The organism is Paenibacillus filicis, from assembly GCF_038070315.1.
GTDB classification, from domain to species: Bacteria; Bacillota; Bacilli; order Paenibacillales; family NBRC-103111; genus Paenibacillus_G; species Paenibacillus_G filicis.
In genome coordinates this window covers 18,204-33,787 of sequence record NZ_JBBPCC010000001.1, presented here as the reverse complement: position 1 = coordinate 33,787, position 15,584 = coordinate 18,204, and the positions used below count along the sequence as shown (strand labels likewise).

Sequence of the window (15,584 nt, the reverse complement as noted above, 5' to 3'; positions counted from 1 at the left end):
GGGAGGATCCTATATGGATGGTCGCGATTGGAAGAAGTTCCTGCTCCCCTATGAGCAAACAGTCGAGGAATTGAAGGTCAAATTCAAGACCCTGCGAGGAGAGCTGAAGAGCCGTGAAGAATACTCGCCTATCGAGTTCGTAACAGGCCGGGTAAAGCGGATCTCCAGCATCTTCGAGAAAGCCAAGCGGCTGAATGTGCCGATCGAGCAGATCGAAACGGGTATCGAGGATATCGCTGGCATCCGGATTATGTGTCAGTTCGTAGAGGACATCAGCCGTTTGGCCGAATTGATCCGGGCTCGCGAAGATATGACGCTGGTCTATGAGAAGGACTACATTACCAACAAAAAACCAAGCGGCTATCGCAGTTATCATATGATTGTCGAGTATCCGGTACAGACAGCGCTCGGTATGAAGCGGGTGCTGGCGGAAATCCAGCTGCGCACGCTGGCGATGAATTTCTGGGCAACAATCGAGCATTCGCTCAATTATAAGTACCAGGAGGAGCTTCCCCAGGAAGTGGTGAGTAGGCTGAGCAAGGCCGCCGAGGCCGCCTATCTGCTGGATCAGGAGATGAGCAGCATCCGGGTAGAGATCATGGAGGCCCAGCAATTGTTCGAGGATAATTCCAATATCGTCAACCGTGTGCTCAACGGGATCCAGGAGCTGTATTTTTTCCATCGCGTACGCGAGGCGGCTCAGTTCCAGATGCGTTTCAACGAGCTGTGGGATACGAACGATACATGGCTGCTCAAGGAACTGTCCGATCAAATCTCGGATGCGATCAGCCGGGCAAAGAAAAATTCGTAGCGCTAATTCAGCTCGAACCGGGGAGGTATCGGCTTGAAGACGAACTATGATCGGCTGTATGTCCTGTTCGTGTATTACTTCAATATCGAGAGGGATTATTTCGAATGTCATGAAGTGATGGAGGAGCTTTGGCTAGAGGAAGGGCGCAATACGTTGTATCAAGGCCTGCTGCAGGTAGCGGTAGGCCTTTACCATTACCGCAACGGCAACACCGGCGGAGCTGTCAAGCTGCTGACGGCAGCGCTCGAGAAGCTGGACAGGGAGCCGCCGATAGTGCTTGGGATTGACCTGGGTCGGCTGAGGGAGGAGTCCCGGAGCTATCTGGATAAGCTGGCAAGACTTCCGGATGAGCCGTTCGCATTCTATGACTTGACCATTCGCGTGCTTGATTCTGCATTGGAGGAGAGGATGGAGATCTTCAGGCTCCATCCACCTGCAGCGCATGAGGATTAAGGGGCAAGGGAGGAACCCGCAATGATCCGGGTTGAACAGTTGTCCAAGCATTATGAGGTTCACGAGCGGGAGCCTGGATTTTTGGCTTCGCTCCGAAGTCTGATCCATCGTAAGCACCGGCTGGTGAAGGCCGTAGATGATATCAGCTTCCATATTCCTGCAGGGGAAATTGTGGGCTTTCTCGGTCCGAACGGCGCCGGGAAAACCACGACCATGAAGGTGCTGACCGGCCTGCTCCATCCGACGAGCGGACGCGTGGAGGTAGCGGGTTTTCGTCCTCAGGACCATAAGAATGCGTTCAAGCGCAGGATCAGTCTTGTTATGGGCCAGAAAAGCCAGTTGATCTGGGATGTCCCAGCCGCAGATAGCTTCCTGGTCAATAAGGCGATCTATGAGATTGAGGATGGCGCTTACCGCAAGACGCTAAGCGAGCTGGTTGAGCTGCTCGAGCTGGAGCATGTGCTGCATAAGCCGGTCAGGCAGCTGTCGCTCGGCGAACGCATGAAATGCGAGCTGGCCGCCTCCCTGCTTCACCGCCCGGATATCCTGTTTCTCGATGAACCGACGATCGGTCTCGATGTTCAGATGCAAGAGGTCGTGCGGCGCTTCATCCTGGCATATAACCAGTCGGTAGGAGCAACCGTGCTCTTGACCAGCCACTATATGGGCGACGTAACGGCGCTGTGCGACCGGGTCATGGTCATCGGCGGCGGACGATTGCTGTACGACGGGGAGCTCAGCGAGCTGACCGAGCGATATTCTCCGCGAAAGCGGATCAGGCTGCTGCTTGACGAAAGCGGTTCCTTGGATAGGACGAGGGAGATTCTTCTCTCCACACCTGGGGTTACGGGGATTCAACTGGAGGAATATCCGGCGATTGGTCTAGAGGTTCCCCGTGAGCAGGTATCGGCCATCTCTGCTTCATTGCTGACCAGCCTGCCTGTACTGGATCTGACGATTGAGGACCCGTCGATGGAGTCGGTGATCGGCCAAGCTTTCACGGAGAAGTCTGCTCCGTCTAAGGATTGCGAGCCCAAGCTCAAGCAGGCGGAGGCGGTGCGCGATTGAACTGGACGCATAAATATGCGGTGCTGCTGCGCGTCGAGTGGGCGGTTATGCTGGCCTACCGGAGCGAGAGCCTGATCTGGATGATCGGGTCGTTCGTGCAGCCGATCGTGAGCCTCTCCGTCTGGCTGTCTATCACCGGCAATGGTGAGGTGGGAGGATACTCGGCGAACGATTATATGGTCTACTTCATCGGCGTGCTGGTGGTAGAGCGGCTGTCCCGGTCCTGGGACGTCTGGGAGTTAGACAGTGATATTCGTCAAGGCACGCTGTCAGCCAAGCTGCTGCGGCCGTTTCATCCGATGCATTGGAGCATCGCACAGAATCTGGTGTACAAGTTGTTTTTTGCGGTGCTGCTCGTTCCTGCCTGGGTCGTGTTGGCATGGATCTGGCCGGCGCTGAGGCCTGCTGCTGCGGCAGACGCCGGGATGCTGGGATTGGCCATGCTCGCGCTGCTCGGATCCAACGTGCTGCGCTATCTGACCGGCTACGAATTCGGCCTGCTGGCCTTTTGGACGAACCGGGCTACCTCGATTTTTGCGTTGTACGAGGCACTGCATTTGTTCCTGGCGGGACGCATCGCACCGCTCTCAATGTTCCCAGAGCCGGTAGCTTGGGTGGCGTCCTGGTTTCCGTTCTATGCCACGGTCGGGTTTCCCGTCGACTTGCTGACGGGCAAGCTGGCCGGACGGCCTGATCTGATCGCTCAGGGCTTTATCCAGCAAGTGGTATGGAGCTTGATTCTGATCGTCATCTTCCGCATCCAGTGGAAGCGCGGATTGGCGAAATACAGCGCGGCGGGAGGGTAGGCCGGGATGGGCAAATATATGCGCTCACTGCAGTCGTTTTTCCGGGCATGTCTGGTCGAGGAGTTCGAGTACCGGGCGAACTTCGCCGCCAGTGTGCTGAATACGGTATTCGCACTGGCGATGGCCTTGCTGACCGTTCAGCTTTATTTCTACAAGACCGAGCAGATCGGCGGCTGGTCTTATGACGAAGTGCTGGCGCTGCTGGGGGTTTTTACAGCGGTACAGGGGTTTATCGGCTTCTTCCTCCAGCCCAACATGAGCCGGCTCGTCGACCATATCCGCAAGGGTACGCTGGATTATGTGCTGACTAAGCCGATTGACAGCCAGTTTTATGTCAGCTTTCGTCACCTCGTCTTTTGGCGGTTGGCTGATGTCGCGCTGGGTCTCGGAATGGTGGTCTTTGCTCTAATTAGACTAAGGATTGTACCGGGCTGGCAGGAGATTGTGATGTTCATTCTGGTGCTTCTGGCCGCCTTGGCGGTGGTCTATTCGCTGTGGATGGGTATGATGACGGTATCGTTCTGGGCGGTCAAGGTGGATAATCTGTCCTTCCTATTCAACTCGTTCTTCGAGACGGCGCGCTTCCCTGTGTCCGTTTACCCGGTAGCGATGCGGATCCTGCTTACGTATTTGTTTCCGGTTGCATTCATCACGACCTTCCCTTCCTCGGCGATCGTCGGCCGGATCGGCTGGCTGGAGACCTTGATCAGCCTCGGGGTGGCTGTTCTCTGTCTGGTATTGTCCCGCTGGCTTTGGCGGTTCGCGGTAGGGCATTACACGAGTGCGAGCAGTTAGTGGTATGAACGGGTAATTGCCCGAAGATAAGCTGGAGGAGCTGATGAGCATGGACCCTGTGATAAAAAAGCAGAAGAGCGTCTGGAGTGGCTGAGCAGCGACGAGGAAACGATCCGGCTGTATGAGGCTCGTGAATTCTCCAGGATCGAGCGTGACAGCCTGATAGCCGAAAGCGAGGCGTTTGGGCGACAGAAAGGAAGAGAAGAAGGAAGAGCCGAGGGAGAGCAGGCAGCCAGAGTCCAGATGGCTTTGAAAATGCTGGAAAACGGGATGGACCGGGAATTGATCTCTCAGATGACCGGCTTGGACAAACGGGAGATCGCCCAATTGGCTGCTGATCGTTCGTCCTAGGACATAGAGCACGGAGGGACGCTTGGAAGGAACGCCTTTCAAGCGTTTTTTCCATGCAAAAAGCCCCGCCGCGTAACGGCAGGGCCCAGGTTCCGAACATTTTAGGCTTTATATTTCGATAGAAACGCTTTGATCGCGGCGTCGTTTTGCTCGCCAACCATGCGTTCTACTTCCTTGCCGTCTTTGTAATAGATCAGGGTAGGCGTGGCGGTGATGTTGTAATGATTCCAGCCGTCTTTGAATTCTTCCAGGTTAAATTGCTTGATATCCACGGAAAGGCTCTTGGCGGCAGGTACCAGGATCGGCGTCATTGCTTTGCAGTGTACACAAGTAGATGAGAAGTAGTATAGGAAAAAAGATTCCTTCTTGGCGATTTTGTCATCAAGCGAAGCCGGCAGGATGATATTCTGGTAGTTCGGATCGTCCAATTGCTTCAAGGTTTCGGGGTTCAGCTTCTCCGGGGCGATGCCGTACGCGTTATTTTGGTACTTGCTGAACTTAGCGCTGTTGGATTGCTGATTGATCACATACAGGGCTCCGAATAGCACGATGATGACGGAAAGATAAATAGCCAGCTTTTTCATAGGGTTTCGGTTCTTCCTTCCTACATGGAAAATTGCACGCTCTAGAAATATTCGTTACTTCCTGAAAGTTTCCTGCTTGCAGGTACTAGGAAAGATGAACGAATTTTGAACGTCCGCTGCTTGCCTCGCCCGGAGGATTCGAAGTACAATGAAAATCATTGGGTCTTGACGGCATAAGTGACCGGTACAAGCAGAATAAAGATTCAGACAGAAACGGGTTGAACCTATGATGACAGGGCGCATACTGCCTGCGGACTTCTTACAAAGCATGGAACGGTTGCTGGGCGAGGACTATCCGGCTTTCTACAATTCTTATGAACAACCCCGGTTATACGGGCTTCGCGTGAATACGCTAAAGGTATCGGCCGAGGCTTACCGCGAGCTGGCCGAATGGCCGCTGACTTCTGTTCCCTGGGCCTCTACGGGCTTCTATGTACCGGAAACGGCGCGGCCAGGCAAGCATCCGCATTATCATGCGGGCCTCTACTATATTCAAGAGCCTAGTGCGATGGCGCCCGTGGAACTATTGGATCCCCAGCCAGGTGAACGGGTGCTCGATCTATGTGCGGCCCCAGGCGGCAAAACGACGCAGATCGCGGCCAAGCTCCAAGGTCAGGGGCTTGTTGTGACCAATGATGTGCATCCCGACCGGGTCAAGGCGCTGGTGAAAAATACAGAGCTTAACGGCGTGCGTAACGCGGTGGTGCTGAACGAGGATCCGGAAAAGCTGCTGCAGGCGTTCGACCGTTATTTCGATAAGATCCTGGTCGATGCTCCCTGCTCCGGGGAGGGCATGTTCCGTAAGGAAGAGGACATGGCCAAGGCTTGGGAGCCGTCCTGGACGGCCAAATATGCCGGTATGCAGCATACGCTGCTTGCTCAGGCAGGACGGATGCTCCGGCCGGGAGGCCGCTTGGTGTACTCGACCTGTACGTTCTCGCCCGAAGAGAACGAACAAATAATCGCGGCGTTTCTAGCCGAGCACCGCGAATTTGAAGTCGAGCGGGTGCCGCTGACCGGCGGCCGAGCGGGCTGGGCAGCAGGCCGACCGGATTGGGTCGGCCCGGAAGAGAGTGTCCGGGCTGGCGAAGTCGCCGGAACGGTCAGGCTCTGGCCGCATCTCATCTGCGGCGAGGGGCATTACGCCGCCGTGCTGCGGCGGCGTGAAGATAGCGCGCTTGCGCAGCTGCAGGCGGCCGCAGCGCCCGAGCCTGCGCCGCGGCACGGGCGGACGCCCCGCCGCGCGGGAGCGGGCGCGCCCCAGGGCCGGGCACAAGCGGCCCGGGGCGCAGGCGAAGACCCGCGCGAGGCGCTCGCCCGCTTCGCGGCGGAATGCTTGACGGCGCCGCCTTGGGAGGGCGCCGAATTGGTCTGGCGCAGCGAGCACGCGTACGCTGTGCCGCAGGGGCTGCCGCCGCTGGACGGTATCCGGGTCATCCGGCCCGGATGGTATCTCGGCGGCGCGGCCAAGCAGCGCTTTGCGCCGTCCCAGGCGCTTGCTCTGGCGCTGCGTCCTGAGGATGCGCAGCGCAGCGTCAGCTTCCGTGCGGACGACCCGCGCACGGTGCGGTACCTGAAGGGCGAGACGATCGAGCTAGCCCCAGAAGAGCTAAGTCTGGCCGATGCGAAGACATCCCGTAAAGGCTACTGTCTGATCGCGGTCGACGGCTATTCCGTCGGCTGGGCCAAGTGGCAGGACGGTATGCTGAAAAATGAATATCCTGCCGGATGGAGGTGGACCTAAATATGAAAACGACATTGCGGCTGGACAAGCTGCTCGCCCACTCCGGATTCGGTACGCGCAGCATCATCAAGCTGCTGGTTAAGCGCGGAGCGGTAACGGTCAACGGCAAGAAAATAAAAGACAGCGGCATGCAGGTCAACGCGGAGCTCGATCTTATTGAGGTAGACGGAGAAGCGGTCCGTTATCGGGAATTTATGTACCTGATGCTGAACAAGCCCCAGGGGGTTGTCTCCGCAACAGAGGATCGGCGCGACCGGACTGTGCTGGATTTGCTGGATGAGACTTACAGTCACTTCGAGCTGTTCCCTGTAGGCAGGCTGGATAAGGATACAGAGGGGCTGCTTCTGCTCACCAATGATGGTAAGCTTGCTCATAACCTGCTGTCACCGCGTAAGCATGTGCCTAAAACCTACTTTGCTGAGGTGGAAGGGATGGTAGGAGAGGACGATATGCTATCCTTTCGTCAGGGCGTGACACTCGATGATGGGTATGAGACGATGCCTGCGGAGCTTAGGATCCTGAGGAGCGGAGATCCGCTACTAGGGCAGGTCTCAGAAATTCAACTGACGATTATGGAAGGCAAGTTTCATCAGGTCAAGCGGATGTTCCAAGCGGTTGGCAAACGGGTGGTTTTCCTCAAGCGGATTTCGATGGGACCGTTGCTTCTCGATGCGGAGCTCTCTACAGGGGCCTACCGGGAGCTCAGCGAGGATGAAGTCGGGATGCTGTTTGCACATGTGGAGTCTGACAAGGGAAACTAGTAAATAGACTAGAGAGAAATGGGAGTGGAGAAGCGATGAACTACCGATTAATTGCGCTCGATGTAGATGGCACGCTGCTAGATGATCATCATCAGCTTAGCGAGAAGACGATTCAGACACTCCGCGAGGTACATCAGGCGGGCTTGCGCATCGTGCTTTGTACCGGACGCGGGCCGGGAAGCGCTATTCCTGTTCTGGAGGAGCTAGGGTTTGAAGGGGTTCTGATCACACATAACGGAGCTTCAACGGTACAGTCGCCTGGACCGGAGGTTCTGCACACGATCGGATTTCCGATGCGCGAGCTGGAGCAGCTCGTGCTGTACTGCCGGGAGAATCACATTCACTTTGACGTGAATACTTCCCTGGAGTTGTTTATCGAGAAAGCGGATGATGAGGTCCTTGGCATGTATGAGCGCTTCCTGATCACACCCAAGCGGGTGGAGGACGTGCTCGTCATGGATGGTACCGTGAAGCTGACGATGTTCGGTACCGGCGAGCAATTGGACCGTATGCAGCAGGTCATTGGAACCGAGCTTATTCTGCCCGATACTCTGCACAGCATCCGCAGCGGCGTGGAGTTTATCGACGTCATCTCCCTGGCTTCCTCCAAGGGCAATGCGCTCAAGCAGCTCGCTTCATCCTGGGGCATTAAGCCTGATGAGATAATCGCTATCGGCAATTACTACAACGATCTCGATATGATTCGTTTTGCCGGGCTTGGCATTGCGATGGATAATTCCCCGGATGATGTGAAGGAAGCGGCTGATGAGACGACCTTGTCCAACAATGAGGATGGCGTACATGAAGCCCTGCTCAAGCATGTACTTGCTCCACTGACCGCGAAGCGGAATCAATAGGCCGGTCCTCATCTGCATGAAATCATCTCTCTCGTAAGTAAAAGGTCCGGTAATCCGGGCCTTTTTGGTATGGAAATTTTACGTTTACTTACCTAATACGCATAGTATAGGCAGAAGAAGGGACAAGATAAGAAAGCAGTCTACTTGGGATCAACCCAAGATCTTCAGGGAGGGAACCCGAATGAGCAGCGTGATGATCAGACCGGATTTGAAAACGGCTGGCGGAGAAGTAAGTGATATCTTGTTTAAAAATCGGTTCGCAGGCACGTTGACCATCGTCTACCGGGAGTCCGTACGCCTGGCAGGTTCTCTGCAGCTGGAACAGGAAGTGCTGTCCGAGAATGATAAAGAAGAGGTTTTCCGGGCAGTCCATGATTATGTCCAGGCATTCAGCGACGCAATAGACGCAAAGGAATGCGAGATCTTGGCTACTTACAGCAGCTATGATCATGTGATAACCGTACACCCGTCACCAGGGGTGCGGGATTTGGGCTGGAAGACTGCCGACGAGGATTTTGATTACGATAGTGATTGGGTCGATCATGACTCCGTGCTGGAGGACGAGGACGCTGTGTATCGGGAAGAATATTCGATGGGTGGACTGGATCTTGTGCTAGTCGCCGAAGACGAAGAACTGCTCGAGTATCACGTGTACGATGAGGAGAGAAACTGGGTGGCGGAAGCCTTCCTGCATATCGAGGACACGGATGTTTCCGGTTCCGTACATTGGCTCGTCCAGCCTGAGGAAGAGGACCTGGATACCGTTGCGAATCTGATCGTGCTTGATTTTGACGAAGATGAGATCGATACGTTCGTTATTCATATGGTCGTGAATAATGAGGTCATTGAGACGATAGAGCTGACACACGAACAACTGCTGGATAACGGCAACGATGAAGACGAAGCTGGCATAAGCGGGTTTGATGCTGAAGCTGAAAGCGACTATACGATTGTTCTTGTCCGCGATGACGGAGATGTACTGGGCTATGAGATCTATCAGCAATCGCGGGGCGGGCTGCCAATCGGTACGGCAACCATTGATATCAGCCAGCGGCAGCTGACCGGATTCATCGATTTCCGTGAGCCGGGAAGCGAGGGAGACCGGGAACTGATCGCCACGCTGCTGATGGAAGAGTTGGACAAGGAGAAGGAGTACGAAATTATCAACCTGTCGATGATGCATCGCAATCGGGTCATTGAGGAAATTCTGTTCGAGACGGAGCAGGTGCATTAGAGCACACGAGAGGTTATCTGGGCCTGAGCCTATGGCTCGGAAGAACGCGAAGAGGACTGCCACTCAGGCAGTCCTCTTTCGACGAGCATATGACGAGCATATGACGAGCATATATGGAAGCTATCAAACCCATCTAAGTCCCTTCGGATAATGGTTCTTCAGCTGTCCGTCACTGACTTTGCCCCATCCCAGCGGCAGACTCTCGTAAGTGGCAAGTGTCCAGCCGTTGGACGCTTGGCTGGTTTGAAGCGCTTCTCCGCGCAAGTACCGTTCTGCTTGCTCAGCTGTCAGCTCGATGTGTGGAGGCAGCTCGCTGAGCAGTCTGTTTAGCGCTAGAGCGAGCGCGTGGGAAGGCTCCGCGCGGTCCTTCTTCAGCTCGGCCAGATGCAGGCCGGGCCGCAGCACCTTCAGCCCGCGCAGCAGCTCGGGATTCATACCGGCCCCGGCTCCCGCCGGCAGCCAATAGAGCTGGTCGCCGAACAGAAGCGGCTCCCCGCTGCCCAGCGCCTCCAGCAGCTCGCCCGCGAAGCTATCGCCGCCGATGCTATCCCCTAGCTTAGCGAACAAGCGCATCGCGTCTTCCTCAGGCTTGGCTCCGCGTTTCCCCCGGTGAGCCCCGCTTCCATGACGCACGCGGTTGGAGGGACGTTCATGTTCCTGCCCCCCTTTTCCGTCATCCGGCCCTTCCTGAAGCTCAAGCAAAGCCACAAAATGGCCTTCGCCCCGGTCCCGGTGAGGCCAGATCCGTTCCGTGCTTATCAGCCTAAGCGCCGGGTATTCCGTGAGAAGGGCGGCAACGGTCTGTTCGTTCTCCCGCTCGTTAAAGGTACAGGTGGAATAGGCGAGCCGGCCGCCGGCTTTGAGCATCGCCACGGCGGAGTGAAGGATATCGAGCTGCCGGGCCGCGCACATGTCTACATGAGCGGGCGACCACTCGCCGATCGCATCGGGATCCTTGCGGAACATGCCTTCGCCTGAGCATGGGGCATCTACCATTAATTTGTCAAAATAACGGGGAAATCTGTCCGCCAGCTGCTGAGGGGTAGCACTGACGACTACGGCATTAGCGATTCCCATCCGTTCGATATTTTCGGCAAGAATTTTAGCCCGGCCCGGATGAATTTCATTCGTTATCAGCAGGCCTTGCCCTTGGAGCTTGTCGGCGATATGCGTGGACTTGCCGCCCGGTGCGGCGGCGAGGTCCAGCACCACATCTCCGGGTTCAGGAGCAAGCAGCTCAACAGCCGACATGGCTGAGGGCTCCTGGATGTAGTAAGCGCCTGCTGCATGCAGGGGATGCTTGCCGGGTCGGGCCGTTTCCGGATAGTAGTACCCGGAGCTGCACCAAGGTATCGGGGTCAGGCCGAATTCCTCGATAAGCCGATGAGTACGTGCAGTAGAGCCAGCGGAATGCGTATGTGTATGAAAGCGAAGACCTTGCGTGCGCGGCTCGGCATACGAGCGGATAAACGGCTCGGCTTCTTCCTGCAGCTGGTTTCGCATTTGTTCGAGATAAGCTTCTGGTAAGGTAACGGACATGTAAGCGAAGGGCTCCTTTCGATCTCGTGTTGATGCAATCCAGCCTCCATTATACAGGCTAGGCAGGCATTGTGAGAAGTCAGAGAGGCGTGATATAATAGTCAAACATTTTTGGAGGTTGTTGGGGCTCGGAACGGGAGAGGAAAATGACAGTTCGGGTTATTCTGGTCATCGCGCTTTGCTTTCATACCATGGTGAATATTACGCGTCCTCTCATCACGCTATATGCCTCTGATCTCGGGGCAAGCACACTGGAGGTCGGCTTGCTCACAGCAGCCTACGCTATATTGCCGCTGGCGTTTGCCATCCAGGCAGGTAAGCTGGCTGATCTGGTCGGCGACAGGCTGCCCATCCTGCTGGGCTCCTTGGGGGCGGCGCTGGGGCTGTCTCTGCCGTACTTATTTCCCTCCATAGCCTCGTTGTATCTCTCGCAGGGGCTGGTTGGCATCTCTCATGTGCTGATTACTATCTCGTTGCAAAATGTGCTCGGTCATGCGGCTACCAAGCAGACACGTGATCAGGTTTTTGGTATCTTCAGCATGTTTGTCGCTATCGGGAGCTTTGCCGGTCCGGTTATCGGGGGCTATATCGCGGATCATATCTCGTATCCGTTCGCATTCCTGGTGTCCGTCTTCATAGGAGTGCTGCCCGTGGCACTGGCATTCCTGGTGCCAGTCATTCAGATGCGAGTCAAGGATGCGCAGTCCGAGGGCGCTGTGCAGGAACATGCGGGCAGCCCGCTCCAGCTGCTGCGGATTCCGCTGCTGCGCAAGGCGCTGGCCTCCAGTGCACTCGTCTTGTATTCCAGGGATATTTTCGTCGCTTATTTTCCCTTGTATGCAGCCGGGCTCGGTATCTCGGCTTCAGCCATTGGCTGGATCATTGCGGTGCAGGGCCTCGCCATGGTCGTGGTACGTCTGCTGCTGGGCACCATGACCGTCCGGTTCGGCCGGGACCGTGTGCTGCTGGCATCGATTATGCTGGCGGGACTGGCCTTTTTATTGGTGCCTTTCGCCGGAACTACCTATATGTTTGGATTGCTTAGCGCCATGATGGGACTGGGGCTCGGCTGCGGCCAGCCGCTCTCCATGAGCACCACCTACAACGCATCGCCCAAGACACGGACCGGCGAAGTACTGGGACTTCGCCTGGCATCGAACCGCCTGTCCCAATTGCTGGCGCCGATGTTCTTCGGACTGGTCGGCAGCAGCGCAGGCTTGCTGTCCGTATTCTACGTCAGTGGCGCCTTTCTGCTGGGAGGGGCGCTGCTGACTCGCTCCAAGGCGACAGAGAAATCCCAGGAAGCATGATCGCTTAATCCATCTGAACGGAAACATGCCGCGCTGATTAGCGCGGCATGTTTCCTGTAACGACGAGGCTGAGCGACATGAGCCACGCACAGGAAGGCTCACCGAACATACTAGGCTTCGCTGTCTTCAGCGGGCGATATGTCTATTGTGTCATCGTTCCTTGAAGCTTGTGCAGTGTTGGAACCTTTGCGTCTGGACGTGGAGCCGGAGCTCTCGCTTGGATTTGATCTGGCCTGCTCGGATACGGACCTCTTGGAGCGCTTATCTGCAGGCCGGGAACTCTTCCGGCGAGAAGAAGCGGCTGGCTGCCCAGCATCTTCCTGATCCGGCATCGACCCGTCAGCGGTATACCCAGGGGTTCTGCTAATCCTACGTGCTGAGCTCCCCTGGGAATTCCCGCCCACTGTTGCATGGCCGTCATTCGAATCAGCTTCGAGGAGAACTTTCTTGTCGCCCTCTTGATTCCAATCTTCAGGATCTCCGCTATTCCCATCCAATGGAAGAAGCTGCTGCTTATCCCGCCAGAACATCGCGGTTAGCACGCGCTCAATCCATTCTTTATCCTGCTCCGTCAGCTCAATATGGTCGAAGATGAAGTCGTTTTCCTGCAGGAAACGTCTAAGGTTAATGCGTGGTTTCGAAGACGCATTCAGCTCTCCCGCGGGCTTTTCCAAATAACCTGCGATTTTCATCAATTCCGTGTACGGGGTGTTTAGCCCCTCTGACAGCTTCATCAGCACATCGGGTGAAGGAACGCCCCGATTGCCGTTCTCAAGCTGGGAAATGTAAGCGGCGGATACGCCGGAGCGGTCGGCCAGCTCCCGGATCGTAAATCCTTTGGTTCTGCGCATGCCCTTCAATTGCTCGTAAAAATGCATCGTTGACACCTTCATCGTCCATTGGAGTAAACTGCCTGGCTAAGGGCCAGAGGTAAATCTTGGTTAATATTTTCATATTAACAGTAAACGTAAGGAAGCACAATGAACAAAGGGGTAGGGAGGGAGCAGGCGGCTGTAGAAGAGGCATTCGATCTGTGAAGGATGCCAAAAAAAGCCTGGCAGCCTATAAGAATAGGCATGCCGGGCTTGGAGAAATCGAATCTTGTGGAGGTCTTATTAGGTTCTTTTGAGGAAAAACTGTATGATCGGGGCGGGCGATTCATCCTGTCCAAACTGAAGTCCGCGAGATTTGGCGACGAGCTTGGCATGTGTCAGACTTACCAGATAGAAGGCCAGCTCGCGCGGGTCGCCGTCCATGAAGATACCATCAGACTGGGCCTCCTTGAAGAGAGCTGCCAGCCGATCGATATTTTCAACCGATTTGGTCATCACGGACTGTTGGAGCTCCTCGCAGACAGAATCGGTCACCAAGAGTTGTTCCATAAACAAGTAATGAAACTTGGCCTCCTCCCATTTCCATGCATATAGCTTCTCCAGAACAAGCAGAAGCTTGTCATAGGCAGAGAGCGGTTCGGCGAGCGCTTCGTCCAGCAGCCACTGAAAGCTGTTCACATTCATGTCGAGCAGCGACAAATAGATTTCTTCCTTGGAGCGGAAGTAATTATAGATCAAGCCGTGACTGATGCCGACTTTGGCTGCAATATCGGATATTTTGGTCGCGGCTACTCCTTTTTTGACAAACAGCTCAACGGCTGCGCCCAAGATCTGTTCACATCGCTCTTTGCGCAGCTCCTGGTCCTTCTCGGCATTTCGGGCCACATTGGTTTACCCCTTTCTCCGGTGCGCTTCCTATGTACACATGATAGAATCGCTCTGCGCAGCTGTCAAGCCAGCGGAAACATGTGAAAAGTTTACAGATTGACTTTGAGTCAATTTGTGAATTATACTCGGGAAGGAGTGGAATTTATCTATATAAAGAAGAGGAGAACCCGATTGATGTCTGCATCAACTATGCAAAGAGGACCGCTCGTCGTGCTGATGATCAATATGTTCATCGCTATGCTCGGTATCGGTCTTATTATTCCTGTGCTTCCGGAGTTCCTGAAGCATTTTAACGCTGGGGGAGCCACGGCAGGCTACCTGGTCTCGGCATTTGGTCTTACACAGTTTATCTTCTCACCGATCGCGGGAGAGTGGTCGGACAAATTAGGACGCAAGAAGCTTATTGTCGCCGGTCTGGCCTTATTCTCTATATCCAACCTGCTGTTCGCGGTAGCGGATGGGTTGGGGATGCTCTATCTGTCCCGCTTTGTCGGGGGTATCGGGGCTGCGGCCATGATCCCGTCCATGATGGCTTATGTGGCGGATGTGACCAACGAAGAGAACCGGGGCAAAGGCATGGGAATGCTCGGCGCCGCGATGTCGCTCGGCTTCGTCATCGGACCCGGCATCGGCGGATTTCTGGCTGAGCTTGGCATCCGGGCTCCGTTCTACGTTTCTGCCGGAGTCGGCGTCGTAGCGATGCTCATCTCGCTGTTTGTGCTGCCCGAGACACTCTCGGAAGCGCACCGCCGCCAGGCACGCTCCAGTCAGGTGAAGCGGGAGAACATCTTCCGCCAATTTGCCCAATCGTTCCGCGCGCCTTATCTGGTGCTGCTCGTGCTGATTTTTACTCTCACTTTCGGGCTTGCGAATTTCGAGGCGATCTTCCCGCTGTTTGTCGATCAGAAGTATGGCTTCAACGCCCGTGATATTTCGATTCTGATCACCGTAGGGGCACTGATCGGCGCTGTTATTCAAGCCGTACTGATCGGCAAGCTGCTGAACAAGTTCGGGGAAAAGCTGATGATCAATCTGACCTTCCTCTTATCGGCTGCCTGTCTGGTGCTGATGCTGCTGTCCGGTAATTTCTGGTACGTGCTGGGCGTGACGATGCTGTTCTTCACATTCACATCCATCCTGCGTCCGGCGATCAATACGCTGCTCTCCAAGATGGCAGGCGAGGAGCAGGGCTTCGTAGCGGGCATGAATAACGCTTATATGAGTCTTGGCAATATTTTCGGACCGGCAGTAGCCGGCATTTTGTTCGACGTACACATTAATATCCCTTACGTGCTGGGCGCGGTGATCCTGGTAGCGAGCTTTGGTATCTCCTCCAGATGGGGGCGCAAGGATCTGCGCAGTAAGGCAGGCAGTCAGGCTGCTTGATCTGAGTCTTAAGGCTCCCCAGGAGCCGTGTATCCGCTAGTAAATAAGCTGCAACCGGTAGTTTCCTATTGGAGACTCACTGGTTGCAGCTTTTTGGCGTTTTTCATAGTTCGATGCGAATGAAATATGGTTTTTGAAGATCAGTCCGGTATTGCAGTAGATGT

Annotated in this window: 15 protein-coding genes; 11 read left to right on the top strand and 4 right to left on the bottom strand. The window is 55.3% G+C overall.

From position 1 onward, the window contains the following. Nucleotides 1–13: 13 nt before the first annotated feature. From yjbM to WMW72_RS00130, 5 genes are read left to right on the top strand one after another with little or no spacing between them, the layout of a single operon-like run. A complete protein-coding gene (yjbM, locus tag WMW72_RS00150; RefSeq protein ID WP_341413376.1) occupies nucleotides 14–811 on the top strand; it encodes a GTP diphosphokinase in 798 nt (265 codons plus the stop codon). 33 nt (nucleotides 812–844) lie between these two features. After that, nucleotides 845–1,264, top strand: a complete 420-nt coding sequence (locus WMW72_RS00145; RefSeq protein WP_341413375.1) for a DUF309 domain-containing protein — start codon at nucleotides 845–847, stop codon at nucleotides 1,262–1,264. Between the two features lie 21 nt (nucleotides 1,265–1,285). Continuing rightward, the gene (locus WMW72_RS00140) at nucleotides 1,286–2,332 is read left to right on the top strand and encodes an ABC transporter ATP-binding protein (protein WP_341413374.1); all 1,047 of its coding nucleotides are present in this window, start codon (nucleotides 1,286–1,288) and stop codon (nucleotides 2,330–2,332) included. Beyond that, nucleotides 2,329–3,138, top strand: coding sequence for an ABC transporter permease (locus WMW72_RS00135; protein ID WP_341413373.1), 810 nt, complete (start codon nucleotides 2,329–2,331; stop codon nucleotides 3,136–3,138). Before WMW72_RS00140 ends, WMW72_RS00135 begins: the two co-directional genes overlap by 4 nt. Nucleotides 3,139–3,144: 6 nt before the next feature. Continuing rightward, a complete protein-coding gene (locus WMW72_RS00130) occupies nucleotides 3,145–3,933 on the top strand; it encodes an ABC transporter permease (protein ID WP_341413372.1) in 789 nt (262 codons plus the stop codon). Nucleotides 3,934–4,385: 452 nt separating this feature from the next. Here WMW72_RS00130 and WMW72_RS00125 read toward each other — a convergent pair whose 3' ends face one another. After that, nucleotides 4,386–4,868, bottom strand: a complete 483-nt coding sequence (locus tag WMW72_RS00125; RefSeq protein WP_341413371.1) for a thioredoxin family protein — start codon at nucleotides 4,866–4,868, stop codon at nucleotides 4,386–4,388. Nucleotides 4,869–5,094: 226 nt separating this feature from the next. Here WMW72_RS00125 and WMW72_RS00120 point away from each other — a divergent pair, with 226 nt between their 5' ends. The 4 genes from WMW72_RS00120 (at nucleotide 5,095) to WMW72_RS00105 (ending at nucleotide 9,464) form a co-directional block, all read left to right on the top strand. Further along, on the top strand, nucleotides 5,095–6,612 hold the full coding sequence (locus WMW72_RS00120) for an RsmB/NOP family class I SAM-dependent RNA methyltransferase (RefSeq protein ID WP_341413370.1): 1,518 nt from the start codon (nucleotides 5,095–5,097) through the stop codon (nucleotides 6,610–6,612). Nucleotides 6,613–6,614: 2 nt separating this feature from the next. Beyond that, a complete protein-coding gene (locus WMW72_RS00115; protein WP_341413369.1) occupies nucleotides 6,615–7,373 on the top strand; it encodes a pseudouridine synthase in 759 nt (252 codons plus the stop codon). A 35-nt stretch (nucleotides 7,374–7,408) separates the two neighbouring features. Beyond that, nucleotides 7,409–8,230, top strand: a complete 822-nt coding sequence (locus WMW72_RS00110) for a Cof-type HAD-IIB family hydrolase (protein ID WP_341413368.1) — start codon at nucleotides 7,409–7,411, stop codon at nucleotides 8,228–8,230. A 181-nt stretch (nucleotides 8,231–8,411) separates the two neighbouring features. Beyond that, nucleotides 8,412–9,464 (top strand): hypothetical protein, encoded by a 1,053-nt coding sequence (locus tag WMW72_RS00105; RefSeq protein WP_341413367.1) that lies wholly within the window; start codon nucleotides 8,412–8,414, stop codon nucleotides 9,462–9,464. A 123-nt stretch (nucleotides 9,465–9,587) separates the two neighbouring features. Here the strand turns inward: WMW72_RS00105 and WMW72_RS00100 are convergent, their stop codons facing one another. Then, the gene (locus WMW72_RS00100) at nucleotides 9,588–11,003 is read right to left on the bottom strand and encodes an RsmB/NOP family class I SAM-dependent RNA methyltransferase (RefSeq protein WP_341413366.1); all 1,416 of its coding nucleotides are present in this window, start codon (nucleotides 11,001–11,003) and stop codon (nucleotides 9,588–9,590) included. A gap of 146 nt (nucleotides 11,004–11,149) precedes the next feature. On the opposite strand from WMW72_RS00100, the gene WMW72_RS00095 reads away from it, so the two are divergent. Beyond that, nucleotides 11,150–12,313, top strand: a complete 1,164-nt coding sequence (locus WMW72_RS00095; RefSeq protein WP_341413365.1) for an MFS transporter — start codon at nucleotides 11,150–11,152, stop codon at nucleotides 12,311–12,313. A gap of 110 nt (nucleotides 12,314–12,423) precedes the next feature. Here the strand turns inward: WMW72_RS00095 and WMW72_RS00090 are convergent, their stop codons facing one another. After that, the gene (locus WMW72_RS00090; RefSeq protein ID WP_341413364.1) at nucleotides 12,424–13,206 is read right to left on the bottom strand and encodes a helix-turn-helix domain-containing protein; all 783 of its coding nucleotides are present in this window, start codon (nucleotides 13,204–13,206) and stop codon (nucleotides 12,424–12,426) included. A gap of 222 nt (nucleotides 13,207–13,428) precedes the next feature. Further along, nucleotides 13,429–14,031, bottom strand: a complete 603-nt coding sequence (locus tag WMW72_RS00085) for a TetR/AcrR family transcriptional regulator (RefSeq protein ID WP_341413363.1) — start codon at nucleotides 14,029–14,031, stop codon at nucleotides 13,429–13,431. Between the two features lie 177 nt (nucleotides 14,032–14,208). On the opposite strand from WMW72_RS00085, the gene WMW72_RS00080 reads away from it, so the two are divergent. Continuing rightward, nucleotides 14,209–15,420, top strand: coding sequence for an MFS transporter (locus tag WMW72_RS00080; protein ID WP_341413362.1), 1,212 nt, complete (start codon nucleotides 14,209–14,211; stop codon nucleotides 15,418–15,420). Nucleotides 15,421–15,584 lie beyond the last annotated feature (164 nt).

Coding starts and splice junctions, on each gene's coding strand:
- WMW72_RS00105 (WP_341413367.1), top strand. CDS start 8,412: ATGAGCAGCGTGATGATCAGACCGGATTTGAAAACGGCTGGCGGAGAA.
- WMW72_RS00095 (WP_341413365.1), top strand. CDS start 11,150: ATGACAGTTCGGGTTATTCTGGTCATCGCGCTTTGCTTTCATACCATG.
- yjbM (WP_341413376.1), top strand. CDS start 14: ATGGATGGTCGCGATTGGAAGAAGTTCCTGCTCCCCTATGAGCAAACA.
- WMW72_RS00090 (WP_341413364.1), bottom strand. CDS start 13,206: ATGAAGGTGTCAACGATGCATTTTTACGAGCAATTGAAGGGCATGCGC.
- WMW72_RS00115 (WP_341413369.1), top strand. CDS start 6,615: ATGAAAACGACATTGCGGCTGGACAAGCTGCTCGCCCACTCCGGATTC.
- WMW72_RS00080 (WP_341413362.1), top strand. CDS start 14,209: ATGTCTGCATCAACTATGCAAAGAGGACCGCTCGTCGTGCTGATGATC.
- WMW72_RS00120 (WP_341413370.1), top strand. CDS start 5,095: ATGATGACAGGGCGCATACTGCCTGCGGACTTCTTACAAAGCATGGAA.
- WMW72_RS00125 (WP_341413371.1), bottom strand. CDS start 4,868: ATGAAAAAGCTGGCTATTTATCTTTCCGTCATCATCGTGCTATTCGGA.
- WMW72_RS00140 (WP_341413374.1), top strand. CDS start 1,286: ATGATCCGGGTTGAACAGTTGTCCAAGCATTATGAGGTTCACGAGCGG.
- WMW72_RS00130 (WP_341413372.1), top strand. CDS start 3,145: ATGGGCAAATATATGCGCTCACTGCAGTCGTTTTTCCGGGCATGTCTG.
- WMW72_RS00110 (WP_341413368.1), top strand. CDS start 7,409: ATGAACTACCGATTAATTGCGCTCGATGTAGATGGCACGCTGCTAGAT.
- WMW72_RS00100 (WP_341413366.1), bottom strand. CDS start 11,003: ATGTCCGTTACCTTACCAGAAGCTTATCTCGAACAAATGCGAAACCAG.